21 protein-coding genes are annotated in these 21,278 nt (G+C 42.2%); 14 read left to right on the forward strand and 7 right to left on the reverse strand.

The features are described 5' to 3' along the window. The first annotated feature begins 245 nt into the window (after positions 1 to 245). The 10 genes from K4I03_RS05795 to dtd all read left to right on the forward strand — a co-directional run bounded on the left by K4I03_RS05795 (position 246) and on the right by dtd (position 8,049). The gene (locus K4I03_RS05795; RefSeq protein WP_227963996.1) at positions 246 to 902 is read left to right on the forward strand and encodes a hypothetical protein; all 657 of its coding nucleotides are present in this window, start codon (positions 246 to 248) and stop codon (positions 900 to 902) included. Between the two features lie 450 nt (positions 903 to 1,352). Further along, positions 1,353 to 1,745 (forward strand): DUF1310 family protein, encoded by a 393-nt coding sequence (locus K4I03_RS05800; RefSeq protein ID WP_227963997.1) that lies wholly within the window; start codon positions 1,353 to 1,355, stop codon positions 1,743 to 1,745. Positions 1,746 to 1,790: 45 nt separating this feature from the next. Continuing rightward, positions 1,791 to 2,192, forward strand: a complete 402-nt coding sequence (locus K4I03_RS05805; RefSeq protein WP_227963998.1) for a DUF1310 family protein — start codon at positions 1,791 to 1,793, stop codon at positions 2,190 to 2,192. A gap of 94 nt (positions 2,193 to 2,286) precedes the next feature. Beyond that, entirely contained in the window at positions 2,287 to 2,679 is a 393-nt protein-coding gene (locus K4I03_RS05810) for a DUF1310 family protein (protein WP_227963999.1), read from the forward strand. Between the two features lie 105 nt (positions 2,680 to 2,784). Beyond that, a complete protein-coding gene (locus tag K4I03_RS05815; RefSeq protein WP_227964000.1) occupies positions 2,785 to 3,177 on the forward strand; it encodes a DUF1310 family protein in 393 nt (130 codons plus the stop codon). Between the two features lie 5 nt (positions 3,178 to 3,182). After that, positions 3,183 to 4,538: an alpha/beta hydrolase family protein gene (locus K4I03_RS05820; protein WP_227964001.1), complete on the forward strand. Its 1,356-nt coding sequence runs from the start codon at positions 3,183 to 3,185 to the stop codon at positions 4,536 to 4,538. Continuing rightward, positions 4,523 to 4,927 carry a hypothetical protein gene (locus K4I03_RS05825; RefSeq protein ID WP_023916748.1) on the forward strand — a complete coding sequence of 135 codons (405 nt, stop codon included), beginning with the start codon at positions 4,523 to 4,525 and terminating at the stop codon, positions 4,925 to 4,927. The genes K4I03_RS05820 and K4I03_RS05825 overlap by 16 nt, the downstream gene beginning before the upstream one ends. Next, positions 4,914 to 5,198, forward strand: coding sequence for a hypothetical protein (locus K4I03_RS05830; RefSeq protein ID WP_227964002.1), 285 nt, complete (start codon positions 4,914 to 4,916; stop codon positions 5,196 to 5,198). Before K4I03_RS05825 ends, K4I03_RS05830 begins: the two co-directional genes overlap by 14 nt. 131 nt (positions 5,199 to 5,329) lie before the next feature. Further along, on the forward strand, positions 5,330 to 7,549 hold the full coding sequence (locus K4I03_RS05835; protein ID WP_227964003.1) for a RelA/SpoT family protein: 2,220 nt from the start codon (positions 5,330 to 5,332) through the stop codon (positions 7,547 to 7,549). A gap of 56 nt (positions 7,550 to 7,605) precedes the next feature. Further along, on the forward strand, positions 7,606 to 8,049 hold the full coding sequence (gene dtd, locus K4I03_RS05840) for a D-aminoacyl-tRNA deacylase (protein WP_227964004.1): 444 nt from the start codon (positions 7,606 to 7,608) through the stop codon (positions 8,047 to 8,049). Between the two features lie 93 nt (positions 8,050 to 8,142). On the opposite strand, the gene K4I03_RS05845 is transcribed toward dtd, so the two are convergent. After that, the gene (locus K4I03_RS05845; protein WP_227964005.1) at positions 8,143 to 8,940 is read right to left on the reverse strand and encodes a DUF4037 domain-containing protein; all 798 of its coding nucleotides are present in this window, start codon (positions 8,938 to 8,940) and stop codon (positions 8,143 to 8,145) included. A gap of 499 nt (positions 8,941 to 9,439) precedes the next feature. Here K4I03_RS05845 and K4I03_RS05850 point away from each other — a divergent pair, with 499 nt between their 5' ends. Continuing rightward, on the forward strand, positions 9,440 to 10,054 hold the full coding sequence (locus K4I03_RS05850) for a CPBP family intramembrane glutamic endopeptidase (RefSeq protein WP_227964006.1): 615 nt from the start codon (positions 9,440 to 9,442) through the stop codon (positions 10,052 to 10,054). Between the two features lie 112 nt (positions 10,055 to 10,166). Here the strand turns inward: K4I03_RS05850 and K4I03_RS05855 are convergent, their stop codons facing one another. The 3 genes from K4I03_RS05855 to K4I03_RS05865 all read right to left on the reverse strand — a co-directional run bounded on the left by K4I03_RS05855 (position 10,167) and on the right by K4I03_RS05865 (position 11,800). Beyond that, on the reverse strand, positions 10,167 to 10,592 hold the full coding sequence (locus tag K4I03_RS05855) for an EVE domain-containing protein (RefSeq protein ID WP_125410776.1): 426 nt from the start codon (positions 10,590 to 10,592) through the stop codon (positions 10,167 to 10,169). Continuing rightward, positions 10,585 to 11,046 (reverse strand): MarR family winged helix-turn-helix transcriptional regulator, encoded by a 462-nt coding sequence (locus K4I03_RS05860; RefSeq protein ID WP_227964007.1) that lies wholly within the window; start codon positions 11,044 to 11,046, stop codon positions 10,585 to 10,587. Before K4I03_RS05860 ends, K4I03_RS05855 begins: the two co-directional genes overlap by 8 nt. Positions 11,047 to 11,152: 106 nt before the next feature. Next, a complete protein-coding gene (locus tag K4I03_RS05865) occupies positions 11,153 to 11,800 on the reverse strand; it encodes a metal-dependent transcriptional regulator (RefSeq protein ID WP_227964008.1) in 648 nt (215 codons plus the stop codon). A 227-nt stretch (positions 11,801 to 12,027) separates the two neighbouring features. On the opposite strand from K4I03_RS05865, the gene K4I03_RS05870 reads away from it, so the two are divergent. The 3 genes from K4I03_RS05870 (at position 12,028) to K4I03_RS05880 (ending at position 18,817) form a co-directional block, all read left to right on the forward strand. Further along, complete coding sequence (locus tag K4I03_RS05870) at positions 12,028 to 14,910, forward strand: GBS Bsp-like repeat-containing protein (protein WP_227964009.1); 2,883 nt, start codon at positions 12,028 to 12,030, stop codon at positions 14,908 to 14,910. Positions 14,911 to 15,188: 278 nt separating this feature from the next. Beyond that, positions 15,189 to 17,429 carry an SEC10/PgrA surface exclusion domain-containing protein gene (locus K4I03_RS05875; RefSeq protein WP_227964010.1) on the forward strand — a complete coding sequence of 747 codons (2,241 nt, stop codon included), beginning with the start codon at positions 15,189 to 15,191 and terminating at the stop codon, positions 17,427 to 17,429. Between the two features lie 287 nt (positions 17,430 to 17,716). Then, complete coding sequence (locus K4I03_RS05880) at positions 17,717 to 18,817, forward strand: DUF3114 domain-containing protein (protein ID WP_227964011.1); 1,101 nt, start codon at positions 17,717 to 17,719, stop codon at positions 18,815 to 18,817. A 20-nt stretch (positions 18,818 to 18,837) separates the two neighbouring features. On the opposite strand, the gene tpx is transcribed toward K4I03_RS05880, so the two are convergent. From tpx to K4I03_RS05895, 3 genes are all read right to left on the reverse strand, one after another. Continuing rightward, positions 18,838 to 19,329, reverse strand: coding sequence for a thiol peroxidase (gene tpx / locus K4I03_RS05885; protein WP_033179104.1), 492 nt, complete (start codon positions 19,327 to 19,329; stop codon positions 18,838 to 18,840). 151 nt (positions 19,330 to 19,480) lie between these two features. Continuing rightward, positions 19,481 to 20,410 (reverse strand): metal ABC transporter substrate-binding lipoprotein/adhesin SsaB, encoded by a 930-nt coding sequence (gene ssaB, locus K4I03_RS05890; protein ID WP_227964012.1) that lies wholly within the window; start codon positions 20,408 to 20,410, stop codon positions 19,481 to 19,483. 19 nt (positions 20,411 to 20,429) lie between these two features. Further along, on the reverse strand, positions 20,430 to 21,278 hold the full coding sequence (locus K4I03_RS05895) for a metal ABC transporter permease (protein ID WP_032909605.1): 849 nt from the start codon (positions 21,276 to 21,278) through the stop codon (positions 20,430 to 20,432).

Here is a 21,278-nt window from a genome sequence, read left to right on the forward strand (position 1 = left end):
CTCCTTTGTTAAAATGAATTTCAGACTTATATTATACTATATTAAAGCGCTATCATCAAGAAGAAATTTCCAGTATAGAGCTTTTATGCTTTCTAATATTGGTTTGAAAATACTGAATGAAGACATCAGCGGATAAGTGACTGATTGAATGGAGGTAGAATAAAATAGAGTTTTAAAAATTTATGGTACACTATATAGTGACTGAAATAAGTACTTTGTTAAATATAATAAAAGGGGAGAATATCATGAAAAAGCGGATTTTTCTCAAAATATTACTTTTAGGGGGAGTCATGATAGGATTAATAGGATGTGGAGAAAAGAGCAGCCGAGATTGGATTGAGAATAAGGTAGCTGAAGTGAGTCGCGTCTATCCCACTGAAAATCTATTTGATTTGTTTAAGCAATTTCCGGATGGGTTTAAAATAGAGCAAGTGTATATCAAACGTGGGACTTATCTTATCGAAATGTCTTTACAAGGGGATAGTAGCAATCACACAATTTCTGGAGTGTTAACCAAGACACGGGCTTCTGATGATATTACTGAAAAGCCAGAAGAAACAATAAGGGTGGATTATATAGATGGGAAATTTATCTTTTCTGATAAGGAGAAAGCGAAAGAATTATGGCCTTTTGATGGATTCTTATTTCAAAAGTTAACGATTAATCAGTCTTTTCTATCTTCTTTATCTATGAAATCCAAAAGTTATAATGGCAACAACGGGGCGTTTGATATTGATTATTCGATTCAAAATCAAACTATCAATCAGTATTTTCACAAAAACGAAAGAGAACAGACAACTTTAGGTTTTGGAAGCTCAAACCGAAACGACGATTATTACTATTATTCAGTAACTGTGAATTACGATAATGCTTATTCATTTAGAGAAACCGTATCAAATTAAAAGGAGATAAAAAATTGTTAACAGTGACATTCCTACGTTAGATGCTTCAAATTTAGCATGTTATCTATTTTGATAAAATCATTATTAGGAGCAACTGTCTCACTATCTTGTATCCGTTTTCATATTTTGGTATAATAGTAGTGAGCTCGCTTAGGTAAGTCGGAAGGGAAAATAAAACGGAAAAAATCAGACTGCCTAAGCTGGGAAGCGTATCTGCATTCTTTGCCTGATAAGGAGAGGAGCTCCGCCATGACTATGTCTGCCTTATTTGAGTTGTTTGTTGCCCTTTTAGGTGTGGCATCTACTTGCTACCTTGTCTACGCTTATTGTCAATTTATCAAGGAAGAAGTTCTTCACTTTCTTCACCACAACCCGCCTGTTTAAGGCGGGTTTTTGCTTTTGGGAAAATATATTATATAATGAAACTGATATAGATTGAGGAGTGTTTATATGTCTAAGAGAAGAAACAGGATTATGGGGCTTATTGGCCTAAGTGTACTGATATTGCTGGGAGTAGGCCTCTACCTAGCTCATAAAAATCAAGAATTTCAAAATGAAATGTTCAGAATTGTTCATAGTAAGGAAGTGAAGAATCTAATAGAAAAGAAATTAAAAAAATTAGATTCTCATGCTTTAACGGATAAGGGGAAAATTCAATCCTATAAAATTGATGATAGAAGCATTCGTCACAATCCAATGGGAGGCATTATGTTTGATATTATCATTAATGATGACCCTGATATTGTTGGGTCAACAGGCCTTAGAAAATATGGAGAGAATGAGGAGATACGAACTGTTGGTATGGATAGGTCAAAAGGTCTTCAGAAGTTGCTAGAGGAGTGATGGCCAAAGAGTCATAAGGAGATTTCTTTATTTAGAGGTGAATATATGAAAAAAAAACATAAAATTGTCTTATCAGTTGTTAGCTTGTTTGTGGCTGCTTGCATAGGAGTAGGTCTCTACCTAGCTCATAAAAATCAAGAATTTCAAAATGAAATGTTCAGGATTGTTCACAGTGAGGAAGTGAAAGAGTTGATTGAAGAAGATTTAAAAAGAAAGGACCCGAATGCGTTAACGGATAAGGGAAAAATTCGTTCTTATAAAATAGATGATAGCTCCATTAAGCATAATCCGATGGGAGGAATTATGTTTCATATTATCATTAATGATAGTATAAGTATGGTTGGGAAGACTGGTCTTCGAATGGATGGTGAGAATGGGAAAATTCGTACGGTTGGTATGAGTGAATCAGCAGGTTTGCGGGCGTTGTTGGAAAGTGACGACAAGTGATTCAGTATTCTAGTTATAGCGAAAACCTCTTGCTTTAATTGGAATTGCAAAACCTATACCACATACTAAATTATAATAGTCGTAGGAGTGTCTAATGAAGCAAAAACATAAAATTATCTTATCGGTTGTCAGTTTATTTTTAGCTCTTTGTCTGGGAGGAGGAATATACTTGACTCACAAAAATCAAGAATTCCATAATGAGATGACAAGGATTGTTCACAGTGAGGAAGTAAAGAAATTGATTGTGGAAGAATTAAAAGCAATTGATCCCAATGCTTTAACGGAGAAAGGGAAAGTTCGTTCTTATAAAATAGATGATGCGAGTATTCGTCATAATCCAATGGGAGGTATTATGTTTGATATTATCGTCAATGATAGTATAAGTATGGTTGGGAAAATGGGAATTCAAAAAGATGGCGGAAGTGAGCAATTAAGTTCAGTTGGTATGAGTGAATCGGCAGGTTTGCAAGCTTTGGTAGGGGAGTGATGACAAGTGATTCACTATTCTAGTTATAGCGATAATCTCTGGCTTTAATTGAAATTGTAAAACCTATGTTATATAATAGATTATAAGAATAATAGGGGGTGTCCCATGAAGAAAAATCATAAAATTATACTAATTATAGTCAGTTTGTTTGTGGCTGTTTGTCTAGGAGGAGGAATGTACATGGCTCACAAAAATCAAGAATTTCAGAATGAGATGACAAGGATTGTTCACAGTGAGGAAGTTAGAAAAATGATTGTAGAAGCATTAAAAGAAGAAGATCCGAATGCTTTAACGGATAAGGGGAAAATTCGTTCTTATAAAATAGATGATGCGAGTATTCGTCATAATCCGATGGGGGGGATTATGTTTCATGTTATAATTAATGACGATTCGGATGCTATATTTAAATTTGGTATAAGGAAATATGGTGAAGATGGTAGAATGAGTTTAGTTGGTGGTTCTCTTACGGAAAAACTTCAACAGTTATTAGAGGAGTAGATTATATGACTTATAGCGATAAAGAAAAGAACGAAATTGCTTGGGAAGAATATACTAGTTATAAAATCGGTGACAAGGCAAAGTATGGTGAGCAGAGAAAGATGTTTGGATATGTTTCTGATATTTTTAGCGGCCCTACTGGAAATGATATGAAAGATGCCTTAAAGGATAAGGAGAGTGTTCAGAGCTTTTTTAAAAGAGCGGAAGAAGAAAAGTTTGGTTTAGATGGTTATGTCATTACAGATAAAAAGGTGGGAGGAAATGTTAAACCTGAGGATGTAACAGAAATTACAGTATTATTTCAAGGCTCTGAAGTTGATTTTTCTTCTTTTGAGGGGGTGAATGGCTCGATAAACGACTGGGGATTCACGGATACTCAGATGGCAGCGAATATTTTGCGTTCTAGATATCTTGGTATTAATAAAGGAGTAGCTAAACAGCAAAAGTTGGCAGCAGAGGGGCTTAAAGAAATGATGGATAAGTATCCGAATGCTCGAGTTAGTCTCTACGCTCACTCTCTGGGGTCAATGGATGGCCAGGTCGCTTTGGCAAGTCTAGAAGACAGCTACCTGCAGCGCATTGATGGAGCCTATCTATATGAGGGGCCGAATACTTATCCGGTCTTAACTGATAAACAGAGGAAGCAAGTTGATAAAATCAAGTACAAAATTTTTAACTATGTTGATCCGAAAGACTTCATTGCTATGCAGTATCCAGAAACGGGGAGCGAGGGAGTTGTTGGGACACTTGTAAAAATCAACAGTAAGGGAAAAGATAACTGGATTCAACAACATATGTGGGGTGGTTATGAATATGACTCAGGTCATTTAAATGTGAGAGAGTCAGATCTTCAGGATTACCGCCTTGCCCGCGCCAAGCAAGCTATGGAGCAGCTTGATATTAAGAAAAAAGCATTGAGTGAACGCTATCAGAAAATGGTTGCTGCTGGTTATACTAGAACTGAAATGATTTACCTAGATAGTGAGCAGGCTACGACTTTTGCATCCAGTTTGCAAAACTTGGCAGCTATTTCGACTGAAGCAATTATGGCTTTTTGTGATTATGGTGTATCTAAAGTCAGTGGAAGGTGGGATGCTCTGTTAGCTCAAGCTCAGGCGATGCCGAATGTCTCTAGACTGTTAAGTGAAGCAGAGGTGATAGATGCTCTTGCTCAAGTAGGAGCTACAAAGGATACCGTTGAAACTATCATCATAACTGAGCTGAAAGATATGCGGAACAAAGCCGTCAAGACTAAAGAAGAATTTGATGGACTAAGTTCTAAACTTCTTAATGGAATTCAAGAATTAGTGAAAAAGGATGAGGGGCTTGCAAGGGAGTACAAAAGATGGGGCAACATATAGAGAATAAGAAGGATAAGCTTTATGAACGGCTCAGGAGTACTCAAGAACGCTATAATGCAGAGTATGATAAATATTTAGATGAGAAGCGAAATTTCGAAGAAGTGATGGCTGAAACGGATGACCTCTATCATTCTGCAAGGCAGCAAATACAAGATATGGAAGATTATACAGTTGCTTGCTTGAGACGTTCTACAGAAGGCGCTCAGCTTATCCATGAATTTTATGATAAAGTTTTTCAAGCACAAGATAATCTTGAGATAGAATACCGTAGAGAGCGCGAAGGGGTTGAAGAGGAATGTTCACTTTTGGATAAACGATTTCGTAAAAAGTCAGATAAATATGATGAAGAATTAGCTCATATAAGGAGAGATATCTATGGGGAAAAGTAAAATAGCTGCTAAACTTGATATAGACGCTTACCTTAAAACTTTGGCTTTAGGGACGATTAAGACATTAGGTAAGACAGCATTGGCGGAAGTTCAGAAGGAAAGAGATGATGTCAAAAAAAACGTCTCTACTATTGCGACAGACTGGGATCGGTCTGTGGGTCAGATTATAGGTGGCTTAAATCAAGTTTTGATCGGTCAATTTTCTAATCAAGTCAAAGAAAGTGCCCAGCAAAAGAGAAGTGGCATTCAGGAATTGCAGGATAATAAGTAAGGCTTTGTTTTTACCAACCTCATATCGGATAACTCCCGCCCATCTAAGGCGGGTTTTTATATGGACCGTCTTCTAGGTTTTCATATCGGGTTAAAAGTGATAAAATAGTAGGCAGGAATTGGAGAGACGAGATGCCAAAAGAAGTGAATTTGACGGGCGATCAGGTATTGGCCCTTACTAGAAAATATCTGGCTGCGGAGGATGTGGCCTTTATACAGAAAGCTTTGATCTATGCGATTGACTGTCACAGTGGGCAGTTTCGGAGGTCAGGTGAGCCTTATATTGTGCATCCTATTCAGGTGGCAGGGATTTTGGCTACGCTCAAGCTGGACGCAGTAACGGTTGCCTGCGGCTTTCTTCATGATGTGGTCGAGGATACGCGTGCGACGCTGGATGATTTGGAAAGAGAGTTTGGGACGGATGTACGCGTGATCGTAGATGGGGTTACCAAGCTGGGTAAGGTCAAGTACAAATCCCACGAGGAGCAGCTGGCAGAAAATCACCGTAAGATGCTGATGGCCATGTCGGAGGATATTCGGGTTATTTTGGTCAAACTGGCAGACCGTCTCCACAATATGCGGACGCTCAAGCATCTGCGCAAGGATAAGCAGGAGCGGATTTCCCGAGAAACAATGGAAATTTACGCACCTTTGGCTCATCGCCTGGGGATTTCCAGCGTCAAGTGGGAGCTGGAAGATTTGTCTTTCCGTTATCTCAATGAAGTGGAATTTTACAAAATTTCCCACATGATGAAGGAGAAGCGTCGGGAGCGTGAAGCTCTGGTAGAAGAGGTAGTTCAAAAAATTGAGACCTATGCTGGCGAGCGCAATCTGCAGGGTAAGATTTATGGCCGGCCCAAGCATATCTACTCGATCTATCGCAAGATGCAGGACAAGAAGAAGCGTTTTGATGAGATTTATGATCTGATCGCTATTCGCTGTATCTTGGATACTCAAAGTGATGTTTATGCAATGCTGGGCTATATTCATGAGCTTTGGCGGCCTATGCCGGGGCGGTTCAAGGATTACATTGCCAACCGCAAGGCCAATGGTTATCAGTCTATCCATACGACCGTTTATGGACCCAAAGGTCCGATTGAGTTTCAGATTCGGACCAAGGAAATGCATGAAGTCGCTGAGTATGGGGTTGCAGCCCACTGGGCTTACAAGAAAGGTGTCAAGGGTCAGGTAGACAGCAAAGAATCAGCCATCGGGATGAACTGGATCAAGGAGCTGATGGAGCTTCAAGATCAATCCAATGATGCCAAGGACTTCGTTGATTCGGTCAAGGAGAGCTATCTGGCTGAGGAAATCTACGTCTTCACACCGGATGGAGCAGTGCGCTCTCTGCCTAAGGACTCGGGACCCATTGACTTTGCCTATGAGATTCATACCAAGGTCGGTGAGAAAGCCACAGGAGCCAAGGTCAATGGCCGCATGGTGCCCCTGACAACCAAGCTTAGGACAGGGGATCAGGTGGAAATTATCACCAATGCTAACTCCTTCGGACCGAGCCGCGACTGGCTTAATATTGTCAAGACCAGCAAGGCCAGAAATAAAATCCGTCAATTCTTTAAAAATCAAGACAAGGAGCTATCTATCTCCAAAGGGCGGGAGCTCTTGCAGGCTCAATTTCAGGAGCATGGCTATGTAGCCAATAAGTACATGGACAAGAAGCACATGGAAGAAGTGCTGCAGAAGACCAGTTATAAGACTGAAGAGGCACTTTTTGCAGCGATTGGCTTCGGTGAGATTGGTGCCATTAGTATTTTCAACCGTTTGACAGAAAAAGAGCGCCGTGAGGAAGAACGGGCCAAGGCCAGAGCAGAAGCGGAGGAATTGGTCAAGGGTGGCGAAGTCAAGGTTGAAAACAAAAAAGACACCCTCAAGGTTAAGCACGAAGGCGGTGTGGTTATTCAGGGTGCGTCTGGTCTCCTCATCCGGATTGMCAAATGCTGTAATCCTGTACCGGGTGATGATATTGTCGGCTATATTACCAAAGGACGAGGTGTAGCCATTCACCGGCAGGACTGCATGAATCTCAAGGCCCAGGAAAATTACGAGCAGCGGCTGATTGATGTGGAATGGGAAGACAACAACACAACCAAAGAGTACACGGCTCACATTGATATTTACGGTCTCAACCGCTCTGGCCTCCTCAACGATGTGTTGCAGGTTCTGTCTAATACCACTAAAAATATTTCAACGGTAAATGCTCAGCCGACCAAGGATATGAAATTTGCTAATATCCACGTTTCTTTTGGCATTGCTAATCTGTCCATGCTGACGACAGTGGTGGATAAGATCAAGAGCGTGCCAGAGGTCTACTCGGTCAAGCGGACTAATGGTTGATCTATTTCGGAAATCATTATTGAGCTGTAAATTACCGTTAAATCAAAGGAAAAGATATGAAAATAGTGATTCAGCGCGTGAAACGTGCTCAGGTCAGCATTGACCAACAGCTGCGCAGTAGCATTGGGCAAGGTCTCCTGCTCTTAGTAGGCGTAGGGCCTGACGATAGTCAGGAGGATATGGATTATGCAGTCAGGAAGATTGTCAATATGCGGATTTTTTCCGATGCTGAGGGCAAGATGAACCTGTCTATCAAGGACATTGCCGGAGAGATTTTGTCCATTTCCCAGTTCACTCTGCATGCAGATACCAAAAAGGGTAATCGGCCAGCCTTTGTTAAGGCTGCTCCGCCAGAGATGGCTAGCAATTTTTATGATGCCTTCAATCTTGCCTTGCAGCAGGAGGTGCCTACTCAGACGGGTGTTTTTGGCGCAGACATGCAGATAGAGCTAATCAATGATGGTCCAGTGACCATTATCTTGGATACGAAGAATCGCTGAGAAGAAGTATGAAAAGGAGTTTGAACACTAGTGTTCAAACTCCTAATTTTTTTTGCTTCTGTAGCAATGAATGTATAATTTCCTACAACATTTCTAAAAACCATCAATCATTTCTTGAGGAATGGCTTCTTTGATGGTCGTCACTAGCTGATTGATAAGGTTTATGGCTTCAGCGGGCTCTGTGTAGAGCTTTTGAAAATAGGTCTGTATATTTTCTTCGAAATGCTGAGGTAATAGCGGGCAGTTGGTTTTTGCAAACTCCAGCATTCTCTTTTCTCCAGGGTGAGTCTGTTTGTTTAGGGCGAAGAGCAAGTCAAAATAGGAAGCAAAAAATTCACTGCTACGGTGATTGATACTGAGCAAGTCCTGACGCTTGAGCGCTTTTTCTATTTGTTTGGAGAAAGCTGGCATGGCTTGATTGAGTAAGAGGAGCTGCTTCTTGATAATATTCTTTTTCAGTTCAGCTGGATAAGGTCGTCTGTACTTGTTTTGAAGTGCTTCATAGCGACCATTTCGGTCGTAGATGATTTTGCTGTGGAGCAGATTGTGCCACATACAGGTGGTATAGGCATTCTGAGCTTGGTGGTCTAGGACTATAGTCTGCAGGTCTTTATCAAAGCTATCCAGTGTACGGTAAATGAGCTCAATTTCGATCTTGCTCTTCAGCACACAGTCATCCTCTAGTTCCCAAAACTGATTGCCGATTTCCATGTAGGAGCAGTACTTGCTGAGGATATCGCGTCGAGTCAGGGGAGCAATAGAATCTGTTAAGTAGATATAAACATCATAGTCTGAGTCTTTGTCAAAATGCTGTCCAGCACGAGAGCCACCGAGAACAATAGCTTCCGCTTGATCTAGCTGGGCAAATTCTTTAAAAAGTTGTTGTGGCATAATTTTTCCTTACTGATTTTTGACATCATTGTAGCAAAATGTAAGCGGGTTGGCAAGAAGGAAAAAACAGCTTTTGGCATGGTGCCAAGCCTGTAAAATTGAAACCCCGAGGGGTAGGAAGTGGATGAGCAGGAGCTGGAAGTATTTGACTAAAAAGAAAATGATCTAGGATAGATAGGCTGAAAATTTGACTTTGTGTGATAAAATTTTAGGACTTTTTTCTTTCTTTAACGCATTGTCAATTTTCTATTTTGTAAACTCATCGCCTTATTTTTATCTGCAACTTTTATTAGATTTTTGAGATAGATCTTTAAAGAGTTTTTGGCATCATTTAGTCCAAAAATGAGAAGCATAGTAAGCAAGTTGAAGTGGCGATAATCCTTGATTTGTTTATGTTTATGATTTCTTTTATTCTTTAGAAATATTTTAGAATTACTTTATAAATTCTTGAAGTTTGTCTTGTATAATCATATTAAAGAAAAGAAAGGAGTCTCTTATCATGGAAAATCTAGTTCAACAGATGCTGAATGCTCTGATTCAAATTGCTTTGTTTGCTTTTCTTCCTTTTGTTTGGTGGTTGATAAGTGCTAGAAGAAAAAGTCCATTTTTAGAATGGCTTGGCTTAAAACCGCTAAAAGAAACTGGCAGCCGGAAGATCTGGCTATGGATTTTGCTAGGTTCACTATTTTTCTTACTTCTTTCGTTTTTGCTACTATATACTACTGTAAAAGGTCTTAAGACAGCGACTTCAAACTTTTCAGGCCTCGGCTTCCAAGCCTTGCCAGCTATTCTAATCTATAGTCTGTTTCAAACTGCTCTGCCAGAAGAACTGCTATTCAGAGGTTTTCTTTTAAAGAGATTGGCTAGCCGCTTATCCTTTGTGGTAGCCAACACCATACAAGCTGCTCTTTTTGGTCTGCTCCATGGCTTAATGTTTATAACAGTGCTCTCTTGGCAGCAAACCCTGCTCATCATTTTGTGTACGGGTGGCATCGCGGCCTATATGGGCTTTGTCAATGAAAAGAAATCTGATGGTTCTATTGTAGCTAGCTGGATTATACATGCTTTAGCAAATGTGATTACGGGTAGTTTATCGGCATTTATGCTGATTTGATAAATCGATAATTTCACTTCAAATCAAAAGTTCCGATTTCCCTTGAGAATCGGAACTTTAGATTTTATGACAGGTGAGCAAAGGTTTAGGTGTAAGTCAAACGAAGCTGCTTCTACTGATTTGCAGGGCTGTCTAGTTTCATTTGCTCAAAAACATAAAGGAAGAAGTCTTTCGAAACTTCAAAATGTCCGTATCTTATCTGAGAAGCATATTGGCGCCACTGAGGATGCTGTCGGACTTGGTCAATGGGGCAGTCTTTGACCGGCTGGTAGTAGCTGACATCTCGCCGAAATGGGACAAAGCCTTCAAACATCTCTACTTGGTAGGCAGTGTCATCTAGAATCTTGCCAACTGCTGTAAAGGCCTGTAGCTTTTCCTGACCATTCAGCTGATACTTGGGGCTGTAGTACAGAAGATAGTCCCCCTTTTTCATTCGGTTCAATGGTGCTTTCTTTCCATGGCAGACTTGACAAAATCCACCTTCTACCCCTCTTAGTACATGTTCTTTTGATACGACACCAATCCAAAATCTAGTCATTTTCTGCCTCCAGTTTTATTAAGAGTTGGTTTAATATTTCTGTTTTATTTCCTAATTTTCCAAAGAATGCCTGATCAATGCCTTCTACTAGAGGGAGGGCTTGGTTGACCTTTTGCAGCCCCGTATCCGTTAGAAGTATGATGTTGGCGCGGCTGTCCTTGGGATGGACTTCCCGCATGATCAAACCTTTCTTGACCAAGAGGCGGATGATTTGGGATACGGTCATAACATCCATGTCAGAAAATCGGGCAATATCGGTCTGACTCACCCATTCTTGCTGACGTAGGAGTGCAGCAAGAGTGGTCAGAACGACAAACTGGGGATGGGTCAAATCAATCGTTTTCAGTTTGTTTTTTATCAGCCCATGCCACTTGTGATAGGTACGGATAAAGAGCAGACCGGTTGATTTTTTGTATTCATCCTTGTAGATAGAGTTAAACTGCGATTTTTCCATTAGCTTTCCCTCTAGATATTTTTGTAAGTACACTTATTATAATCTGACATCTTATTTTTGTCAATAAAAACCCAGTTTAGACTAAAAAGTCCTAACTGGGTTCTGTCTATAGTTTTTCTACATAAATCTGCTGGGCTATCATAGGATTGATTTGGATTTCTTGGGTTTCTGTCTTGAGAAGATAGACCTGAGCGAAAGAATCGTATTGGATGAAGGTGATGGTTTGGCCGATTTGCAGGTTGTATTTTTCCAAGTATTTGAGTAAGTCAAAGTCGTCATGCACCCGTTTGATGATATAGTCGCCAGGGGCAGAAGCCTCTTCCAGAGTCAGTTGGTTTTCTTCGTCCAGAAGCTCTCCCTTGGCTGGAATGGTACCTCCGTGTGGACAGGTTTTGGGGTACTGGAGCATGGCATCCAGACGCTCAACGAAGCGCTCAGAAACAGTGTGCTCTAGGACTTCGGCTTCCTCATGGATTTCATCAGTCGAGTAGCCGAGATGATTGACCAGAAAGACTTCAATCAGCCGGTGCTTGCGGTAGAGGTCAGAAACTAGCCTTAGCCCCAAATCAGTCAGCAGGTAGCCGGCTCTTTTATCCTTGACCAGAAGTTCTTCCGCCAGCATTTTTTTCATCATTTCCGTCACAGCCGGAGGTGAAACCTGCATGAGTTGGGCGATTTCTTTATTGGTGATTTTTTTGTGGCGGCTGCCAATCTCATAGATACACTTGAGATAGTCTTCTTTATTTGGGGTCATCTTGCATCCTCGCTGAACTTTCTATTATTAGTATAACAAAAATCGCTGTAAGAATACAGTGTCTAAGCCTTTCTTTGATGTTTAGATTTTCTTCATTCGCTTGTAATCGTTTTACGATTATTATATAATCAAAGCGTACGAATTAAAAAATAAAAAGTAAAAATTCTTTAGCTGGTTTGCAGAAAATTGGCTTGCTTTTTACCTTTTTGCAAAAGGAGAATCCTATTATGAAAAAAAGACAAATGATGGCGTCTCGAGCAGAGAAGTTTACTCGTTTTGGCATTCGCAAATGCAGTCTAGGAGCAGTCTCAGTAGCGATTGCGACTGGTCTGGCCTTTCTTGGAGGTGGAGCAGTGCAGGCAGATCAGCTGGCGCCTAGTCAGCCAGCTGATAGTGTCGCTGTCAGCCAGGCTGTGGAGGACCAAGCTAGCACAGCTGCAACTCCGACTGTGACAGAAACCAGTCTGTCAAGCATGGATAAGGCTGCACCAGCACCGGAGGCTGCAACTCCTGACGCTAGTCAGGTACCTACGTCTTCCGATACCAGTACTCAGTCTACTTCTTCAGTTCCTGTAGAAAATGCCCAGCCGAAAAGTGATACTGTAGCTTCGACAGAAAATCAACCTGCTGTGGCTGAGAACTCAGAAAAAAGTGATGCTTCTAATCAGCTAGCGCAAGCAGTTTCTGCTACAGAGCGTCCATTGGCAGCAGCAGAAGTCAAAAAGCCACAAGGCAAGATTATCATTCAGAACAACAATCCGCAGACAGGTGAATTTGATATTGTCGTATCCGATATTGTCGCCCCGGATGGTCTGAAGTCCGTTTACTTGCCGACTTGGTCAGTTGCCAACGACCAAGACGATGTGCAGTGGTATACAGCCGAAAGACGTGCTGATGGGACCTATTTCAAACATGTCAGCTACCGCAATCATAAGAACTCTCTGGGTGAGTATAATGTTCACCTCTATTTTGTGAATGAGGCAGGCCAGCTGCAGGGTGCAGGTTCGGCTAAGACGGTGGTTACTCGCTCTCAGCCACAGGGCAAAATCACCATTCAGAACAATAATCCACAGACAGGTGAATTTGACATTGTTGTGTCGGATATTGTCGCCCCAGACGGTCTGAAGTCTGTTAGTCTTCCAACCTGGTCCACCGCTAATGACCAAGACGATGTGCAGTGGTATACTGCTGAAAGACGCGCCGATGGGACCTATTTCAAACACGTCAGCTACCGCAACCATAAGAACTCTCTGGGCGAGTATAATGTTCACCTCTATTTTGTGAATGATGCAGGTCAGCTGCAGGGAGCAGGTTCGGCTAAGACGGTAGTTACTCGCGCGCAGCCACAGGGAAAAATCACCATTCAGAACAATAATCCGCAGACAGGTGAATTTGATATAGTCGTGTCCGATATTGTCGCACCGGATGGTCTAAAAGCCGTTTACTTGCCAACTTGGTCAGCTGCTAACGACCAAGACGACGTGCAGTGGTACACCGCTGAAAGACGAGCTGATGGGACCTATTTCAAACATGTCAGCTACCGCAACCACAAGAACTCTCTGGGTGAGTATAATGTTCACCTCTATTTTGTGAATGATGCAGGTCAGCTGAAGGGAGCAGGTTCGGCTAAGACGGTGGTTGACCGCGCGCAACCACAAGGCAAGATTACCATTCAGAACAACAATCCGCAGACAGGTGAATTTGATATTGTCGTTTCTGATATTGTTGCCCCAGATGGCCTGAAGTCTGTTAGTCTTCCAACTTGGTCCACCGCTAACGACCAAGACGACGTGCAATGGTACACAGCCGAAAGACGAGCCGATGGAACCTATTTCAAGCATGTCAGCTACCGCAACCACAAGAACTCCCTTGGTGAGTATAATGTTCATCTCTATTTTGTGAATGATTCAGGCCAGCTTCAGGGTGCAGGCTCAACAAAGACGGTGGTTACTCGCGCGCAACCACAGGGCAAGATCACCATTCAGAACAACAATCCGCAGACAGGCGAATTTGATATAGTCGTGTCCGATATTGTCGCCCCGGATGGTCTGAAGGCGGTCTACCTACCGACTTGGTCCAGCAAGGATGACCAAGACGATGTACAATGGTATACGGCTGAGCGCCAAGCTGACGGCACCTATAAAAAACATGTCCGAGCTCAGGATCATAAGTTTTCAGTAGGTGAGTACAAGGTTCATCTTTACTATCTAAACGAGGATGGCCAGATGCAAGGTGCAGGTGGCGAGAAGCTGATGGTTTCTGTAGCACCTGAAAATATCCGTGCGACTGGAAAAATCAATATCCAAAACAATAATGCTCGAACAGGAACTTTTGATGTAGTTGTGACAAATGTCTCCAATCCAGGTGGAATTCAAGCAGTCTATCTGCCAACTTGGTCTACAGATAAGGATCAGGATGATGTCAAGTGGTATTTAGCTCAAAAGCAGGCGAATGGCACCTATAAGATTACAGTCCGAGCTAGCGACCATAAGCTTTCTACTGGCGAGTACAAGATTCATCTTTACTATAAGCAGGACAATGGTCAGCTCATCGCTGTTGATGCTACTACGACCCAGGTCTCCAAAGCAGTTTACAATACTCCGTACTACTCACAGCGCGATGGTCGCTGGGGTGGCAGGAAGTATGGTCCTTACAGCATGGATGCGACAGGATGCGTGCCGACAACGCTAGCCATGGTTATTTCTGGGATTACTGGGACAGAAGTGCTTCCGACAACTGTTGCGGATTACCTATATAACCATACCAATGAATTTAATAAAGATGGATTTGGCACCAGCAGCCGTGGTATTGTCCGAGCTGCCCAGCACTGGGATCTGACGACTGAGACCCTGTTTACAGCTTCTGCAGTCAAAGAAGCGCTTTCGCAGGGGCATCATGTCCTAGGTGCCGTTGGTACTAGTATCTTTGCCCATTATCCAGTAACTCATGAGCTGGTTCTCAAAGGCTATGACAATGGAAAAACCTATGTCCGTGACCCTTATAATGCAGCTAATAATGGCTGGTATCCAGTAGACTATCTCTTTGGAGTCAAGAGTGTAGATCCGACGGATAATACTGAGGGCTCTCCCTTCATTGCCATCAAAGGATAAGAAATTCGTGAATAAGAAGACCGCTCGTTGCTTGACGGGCGGTTTTCTGCATTCTATGACTAGTATGTTTGTAATCAGTTAGGACTTTATCATTGGCAAGATTAGTAAGAGTCAAATTCATTATACAATTATAGCTAGAGACACAGGTTTTTTGGAAGCGATGGAGATGAGATTCTATTTTTGGACATATTTGCGAGAAAAGTTCTCAAAAAAACATGTAAATAGTTTGACAAACAAAGCTTTTCTCATTATACTATTAACATATCAGGAGGAAAACCATGAAAAAAATCCAAAAACATGTCATTCTAGGTGTAGCAGTTCTTGCTAGTACTGGCATTGCTCACACTGTAGCTGCAGATACAACTCCAGTGGATGCAAATGCATCTGCAAACCAAGATAAGGCTCTATCTGCAAGCCCAGAAGCTCTTAAACAGCAAACGGAGCAGGTCAATCAAGCGAAAGCGTCTGTTGACCAAGCCAAAGAACAGGTTACAGCAGCTGAGACTAAGGTTGAAACAGCTAAGAAAGATAATGCTGAAACAAGTGCACAAAAAATTGCGGAAGCCCAAGCAGCTGTGACAGAAGCTGAGAAGAAAGTTGCTCCAGCGGAAAACGCAGCCACGCAAGCCCAAGCAGCTCTTGATACAGCTAAAAAAGCAGAAAACACACAGGCAGCTGTAGCTCAGGAAACTCAAGCTCAAGCAGCTAAGGCACAAACCGAGACTCAAGCTGCTCAGGATGCTGTGAATGCAGCCCAAAAAGCTGTGGATAGCAAACTAGTAAGTGAAAAGGTAACGAAGGCAAAGGAGGAGCTTGACAAGGCACAAAAGAACCTGGATTCTTATCAAGATCAGTTGAAGACAGCTGAAGCGGAAGATGCCAAACGCCAAGCATCGATTGATCAAGCCCAAGCAGACATTAAAGCAGCTCAAGCAGAAATCAAAGAGAAAGAAGCGAAACGTTCGTCACAAGATCAGGTTCACAATACTTTTACCCTATCGCAAGCTTATATAAATGCAATTAAAAGTAACAATATCAACGGAACAGCAAAGTTAACATCTGAGGCACAAGAAACACTTGCTAAAGAAGCAGCTACCCTAAAATCGAGCAACAATTATATTGGTAGTCAAAAAGATGCGCAACGAATGGTTAACATCAATGCTATTCCAAATGATGTTCTGATGGAATTGAACTATTATGCACAAGATTTGATTAATCAAATCCGTAAGCAAGCAGGTACAGTGCCAGTCACATTGACGCAAAACAGTATTGACTATGCAACAGCTCTAAGCAAAGCGGCTCGTGAAGAAAAATATAAATATCAATCCAAAGAACCTATAACGATGCATGTAGCTATTCCTAAAGATGTAGTTTCTAAATTTGGACTTGATCAGTTTGGGCATAGAGTAGCAAGTACTAATGAACTAGGCCCCTATCCTATCCTTGCTAGCCAAGAGAATGTATCTGTTGACTACTTGAAAAAGACAATTTACGATGATATTAAATTCCAATTATTTGATTTGGGAGATAACATTGCATATAGAACTAGAGGAACTATCTATGCTCAAAAAGTAGTTGGGCATCTTGAAAGTCAGAAAAAAGGTGCATATGTCGCTGTTAACTTTAGCAACAACGGCATTATTAACCGAATTAACTTCCTTCTTTTCCCAAATACCGACAACGATATTAAGGACCCTTCTAAAATTACGCCAGCTTTGATTAATCCAAATGCCAATAATCAAGAGGCAGACGCTGCTCGTAAAGATTTGGCGGCTTCACAAGCTAAGTTGGACGCTGCTCAACGTACGTTGACAAATGCTCAGAACAAGCAGGAGACAGCCCCATTACTGCGTGAGGTTGTGAAAACTGCTAAGGACAAGTTGGCCAAGGCGGAACGTACTTACCAAGCTGAACTCGAAAATAGCAAGAATTCGGCTTCTGAAGAAACCAAGGCTAAGCTTGCAGTTTTAGCTAAAGCTCAAGCAAGCTTGAAAGAAAAAGAAGCAGCCCAAGCAAGTGCGCAAAAAACAGCTGAGGGAGCTAATGCCAAGCTTGCTGAATTGAAAGTAGCTACAGCGACCGCTCAAGAAAAGGCAACTGCTGCGGCTATAGCTCTGGAAGAGGCTCAACGCGCTGTTCAAGCTGCTAAAGACTATGTTACTCGCTTGCAAAACGCCCCTGCTCTTCTAAAAGAAGCAGAAGCGGCTCTCAATGATGCTAAAGCAAACTTGGCAAGTAAGGAAGAAACGTATAGAGTCGAAAATGCAAAACTTGAAGCTTTGAAAGCAGCTCTTGCAGCCCTTGAGACAGGCGACCCAACCAACCTCGTTTCTAAGAATGAGCGAAAGGTTCTGAAAGTCACTACAACGGGAGTGAAGAAGGGAAAGAAACCAGTTCAGACCTATCAGGCTCCGGCAGCTCTTCCAAAAACAGGTTCTGCTGAATCTTCTCTAGCACTTGCAGGTCTGGGATTGCTCTCTACGCTGGGACTGGCTTTTGCAAAACGCCGTAAAGTTTAAGAGCATTTATTGATAAAATCGAATTCTAGATGAATTGTCCAATCGTGAAAAGTTGGAACAGCTCATTTAAACAAAACTCATACTGAGAGAGGACCGGTTTGGTCTTCTCTTTATTTATCGAGTGATTTGTTAAGAACATCTTTATTGTTAGCACTCCAAGGATTCATATTTTGTTCTTTGTTATCATGTGAGTTTGTGATAAAATCTAATTGTTCTATGTACATTAGGTTTTTTATTATAATCTAGACAGTTTTGAACTATTATAGCTACAAGAAAGGAGGGGAGCCATGTATCCGAAAGAAGGGAAAGAGCAGCTCTTTCAACAATTGCAATCAATCGGTTGGTCTCAGACAGCGCTAGAACAAGTTTTTGCAGGGTTAAATAACGGGCAAGGAAAAACAGTGTCAGAAGAAGGAGATTACCTGCAGGGGGCTCAGCTTTTTGGCAGTCCTTTTTTTCAAAAGCTCTGGCAGGCTGAGGAGACTCAAATCAGCAGGTTAGGAGCTCAGGAGCTGCTGGTTTTGGCTATGAATCTTGTTAATATGCCTGAGGAGCTGAGCGGAGAAAAGGCAGAGACAGATCTTTTACTGGCTCGAATTGCTCCAGACCTAACACCGCATGATCGCTTTTGGAAGATTTTTTCAAGCACCTTACGACAGGCTTTCCCGGCAGATGATTTCAGCCAAAGGGATGGCAATCAAAAGCTCAAAAGGCAGCTACATCAGTTTCGCTATGTCATTTCCTGCCAGCAGGCCCAGTGGGTCAGAGATCACTACCGTCAGATTGGTATGACAGATGCAGAAGCCTTGGCCTCCTATCTAAAGGCTTTTCCAGCGCTGCCTTATAACTTTCAAGAATCCTCTCGCTTGCATAATAAAGCCTATATTGATAAGATGTCTAGTCAAGCTATTTATCCGGATGGTCAAGCAAGTCAGGCCAATATAAAAATCCTGATTGATTTTCATACAGAGTTTATCCTGGATCAGACAGGCCGTTTTCTCAATATTATCGCTCCAGAGGGGGCTAGCCAAAATGGTATTGTGAATGGAGCCAGCTTTAACTATGGTGAGCGCAATCGGCCGGTTAATCAGGCTTCTCATACTCGCTATGATGTCAAAACGCCTGCAGTCTGGGATCCTCGCTTTCGAAGGCTTGCCATTGAAAATGGCGGTCGTAAGTTCAAGTCACCTCAGAATAATCGTGGTCCGCTGGGCTATCGTTCGGCTAAGAGCCCTTATGCTCGAAAGGGGCGGAGTGCTCAGAAACAGGTAAAGGCAGAGATTGCTCGGTTCAAGAAATTGCTGAATCGGCCATCCATCCTCTTGCGTTCCTGGGTTTGGTTTCGTCAGTTTTGGCAGAAGTTTTTCGCACAAAAAAATACGGACTAGCAGGTCCGTATTTTTATCTCTTATAAACTCTTAACTGCTGCAATCGCTGCATCATAGTCAGGCTCGGTATTGATATTGTCGACATATTCAGCGTAGGTCACAGTGTTGTTTTCGTCCAAGACAAGAACCGCACGAGCCAAAAGGTGCCATTCATTGATGAGGACAGCATAGTCACGGCCGAAAGAATGGTCAAAGTAGTCAGAGAGCATGACAGCATTCTCAATGCCTTCAGCCGCACACCACTTGCCTTGAGCAAAAGGCAAGTCAACTGAAACCGTGATAACAACGGTATTGTCCAAGTCAGAGAGTTCTTGGTTAAAACGACGAGTCTGAGTCGAGCAGACACCAGTATCGATAGATGGGATGATGCTCAGGACTTTCTTTTTGCCAGCAAAATCAGCCAGAGTTTTCTTTGAAAGGTCAGTTGCTGTCAGGCTAAAATCGTGTGCGGTGTCGCCGACTTGCAGTTGCTTTCCAGTAAAGGTTACAGGATTTCCGAGAAAAGTTGTCATAAGGAGTCTCCATTCATATTTGATAGCTTCATTGTACAGCGAATAGTGATTTTTTTCGAATAATTTGACCGGAAATTTGAGGGTGTCACTATTTAGAACTCATTATAAAAAAATAAAGAGGTTAGGATTTTGTCTTCCTAACCTTTTATCGTTATTTGGCCAATCCTTCAGAAATTTTATCTAGATTGTATTTCATCATGCTGTAGTAGCTGTCGCCTTCTTCGCCTTGATCAGCGATTGAGTCTGTGAAGATTTTAGCGTGGATTGGGATGTTGGTGTCTTTAGAAACAGTTTTCATCGGACGGTCGTCCACACTTGATTCGACAAAGAGAGATGGGACTTTGGTCTTGCGTAGTTTTTCAACCAAGCTTTTGATTTGGTCTGGAGTTCCTTCTTCTTCGGTGTTGATTTCCCAGATATAGGCTGATGGCACATTGTAGGCCTTAGAGAAGTACTTGAAGCAGCCTTCACTGGTCACAATCATTTTCTTTTCTTCTGGGATATTGTTGAATTTCTCCTTGGCTTCTTTATCCAAAGCGGTTAGCTTTTCCACATAGGCTTTGAGATTTTTCTCGTAAGTGGCCTTATTGTCAGGGTCTTTTTCAATCAAACGCTTGGCGATATTTTGCGCATAGATAATACCATTTTCCAAGTTGAGCCAAGCATGAGGGTCTTCTTTGCCCTTTTCACTTTGCCCTTCAAGGTAAATGATGTCAACGCCATCACTGACAGCATAGTAGTCCTTGTTTTCTTCCTTATTGGCATTTTTGACCAACTTGGTGAACCAAGCATTGCCGCCAGTTTCCAGGTTGATACCGTTGTAGAAGATGAGATCTGCTTGAGAAGTCTTTTTGACATCTTCAGGCAGGGGCTCGTATTCGTGGGGATCTTTGCCGACTGGTACGATGCTGTGCAGGTCAATCTTATCGCCAGCTATATTTTTGGTAATATCAGCGATAATTGAGTTGGTCGCAACAACCTTGAGCTTGGACGAGTCACTGGACGCCTTCTTCTGACCGGAGCAGGCAAAGAGAGTGCAGACTGCTAGCAAAAGCAGGGATAAAAAACCTAATTTTTTCATGGGATTCCTCCATCAAATTTTATTTTAGTTTAGGTCGGTTTTTAAGTTTTAAATAGCGTTGCTTAGGGGCGATAAAGAAAGAGATGAGAAAGATGAGAGCTGAGGTCAGGACAATGCTGGATCCTGCAGCGACATTAAAGCTGTAGCCGATAAAGAGCCCCAGTACAGAAGCTAGAGCGCCCAGTCCTGAGGACAGCAGGATCATAGTTTTCAGACTGTTGGCATAGAGGTAGGCCGTTGCTGCCGGCGTAATCAAGAGAGCGACAATCAGAATGGTTCCCACACTCTGCATGGCTGTCACAGAGACCAAGGTCAAAAGAATCATCAGCAGATAGTGATAGAAGCTGACAGGCATACCCATGGCTTGAGCCAGCAGTGGGTCAAAGGAAGTAATCAATAGCTGTTTGAAAAAGAGGATGATGATTAAGAGCACAGCTATTCCGACTCCAATACTAATCCACATATCAATGTCCTGTACGGCCAAAATATTCCCAAAGAGAATATGAAAGAGGTCTGTGGAACTATTGGCAACGCCGATCAGGATCACACCTAGAGCTAGAAAGGATGAAAAGGTAATCCCAATGGCTGTATCGCTTTTGATAATGGAATTGCCCTTGATGTAGGTGATAATAATCGAGGCCAAAAGTCCGAAGGTGATGGCTCCGATAAAGAAATTAATCCCTAAAATGTAGGACAGGGCCACACCGGGCAGAACCGCATGAGAGATAGCGTCCCCCATGAGCGACATGCCGCGCAGAATGATAAAGCAGCCGACAGCTCCAGCAACAATCCCAATGACGATGGCTGTAATGAGGGCATTTTGCAGAAAGTGAAAGTCCCGCAGCCCTTGGAAAAATTCTAAAATCAT

This window comes from Streptococcus sanguinis (assembly GCF_020729725.1).
Taxonomy (GTDB): domain Bacteria; phylum Bacillota; class Bacilli; order Lactobacillales; family Streptococcaceae; genus Streptococcus; species Streptococcus sanguinis_V.

Bases quoted from the DNA above. Each gene is read 5' to 3' on its own strand.
- dtd (WP_227964004.1), top strand. From the start codon at position 7,606: ATGAAAATAGTGATTCAGCGCGTGAAACGTGCTCAGGTCAGCATTGAC.
- K4I03_RS05820 (WP_227964001.1), top strand. From the start codon at position 3,183: ATGACTTATAGCGATAAAGAAAAGAACGAAATTGCTTGGGAAGAATAT.
- K4I03_RS05865 (WP_227964008.1), bottom strand. From the start codon at position 11,800: ATGACCCCAAATAAAGAAGACTATCTCAAGTGTATCTATGAGATTGGC.
- K4I03_RS05825 (WP_023916748.1), top strand. From the start codon at position 4,523: ATGGGGCAACATATAGAGAATAAGAAGGATAAGCTTTATGAACGGCTC.
- K4I03_RS05815 (WP_227964000.1), top strand. From the start codon at position 2,785: ATGAAGAAAAATCATAAAATTATACTAATTATAGTCAGTTTGTTTGTG.
- K4I03_RS05795 (WP_227963996.1), top strand. From the start codon at position 246: ATGAAAAAGCGGATTTTTCTCAAAATATTACTTTTAGGGGGAGTCATG.
- K4I03_RS05810 (WP_227963999.1), top strand. From the start codon at position 2,287: ATGAAGCAAAAACATAAAATTATCTTATCGGTTGTCAGTTTATTTTTA.
- K4I03_RS05860 (WP_227964007.1), bottom strand. From the start codon at position 11,046: ATGGAAAAATCGCAGTTTAACTCTATCTACAAGGATGAATACAAAAAA.
- K4I03_RS05800 (WP_227963997.1), top strand. From the start codon at position 1,353: ATGTCTAAGAGAAGAAACAGGATTATGGGGCTTATTGGCCTAAGTGTA.
- K4I03_RS05845 (WP_227964005.1), bottom strand. From the start codon at position 8,940: ATGCCACAACAACTTTTTAAAGAATTTGCCCAGCTAGATCAAGCGGAA.
- ssaB (WP_227964012.1), bottom strand. From the start codon at position 20,410: ATGAAAAAATTAGGTTTTTTATCCCTGCTTTTGCTAGCAGTCTGCACT.
- K4I03_RS05850 (WP_227964006.1), top strand. From the start codon at position 9,440: ATGGAAAATCTAGTTCAACAGATGCTGAATGCTCTGATTCAAATTGCT.
- K4I03_RS05830 (WP_227964002.1), top strand. From the start codon at position 4,914: ATGGGGAAAAGTAAAATAGCTGCTAAACTTGATATAGACGCTTACCTT.
- K4I03_RS05870 (WP_227964009.1), top strand. From the start codon at position 12,028: ATGAAAAAAAGACAAATGATGGCGTCTCGAGCAGAGAAGTTTACTCGT.
- K4I03_RS05880 (WP_227964011.1), top strand. From the start codon at position 17,717: ATGTATCCGAAAGAAGGGAAAGAGCAGCTCTTTCAACAATTGCAATCA.
- tpx (WP_033179104.1), bottom strand. From the start codon at position 19,329: ATGACAACTTTTCTCGGAAATCCTGTAACCTTTACTGGAAAGCAACTG.
- K4I03_RS05875 (WP_227964010.1), top strand. From the start codon at position 15,189: ATGAAAAAAATCCAAAAACATGTCATTCTAGGTGTAGCAGTTCTTGCT.
- K4I03_RS05855 (WP_125410776.1), bottom strand. From the start codon at position 10,592: ATGACTAGATTTTGGATTGGTGTCGTATCAAAAGAACATGTACTAAGA.
- K4I03_RS05895 (WP_032909605.1), bottom strand. From the start codon at position 21,278: ATGATTTTAGAATTTTTCCAAGGGCTGCGGGACTTTCACTTTCTGCAA.
- K4I03_RS05805 (WP_227963998.1), top strand. From the start codon at position 1,791: ATGAAAAAAAAACATAAAATTGTCTTATCAGTTGTTAGCTTGTTTGTG.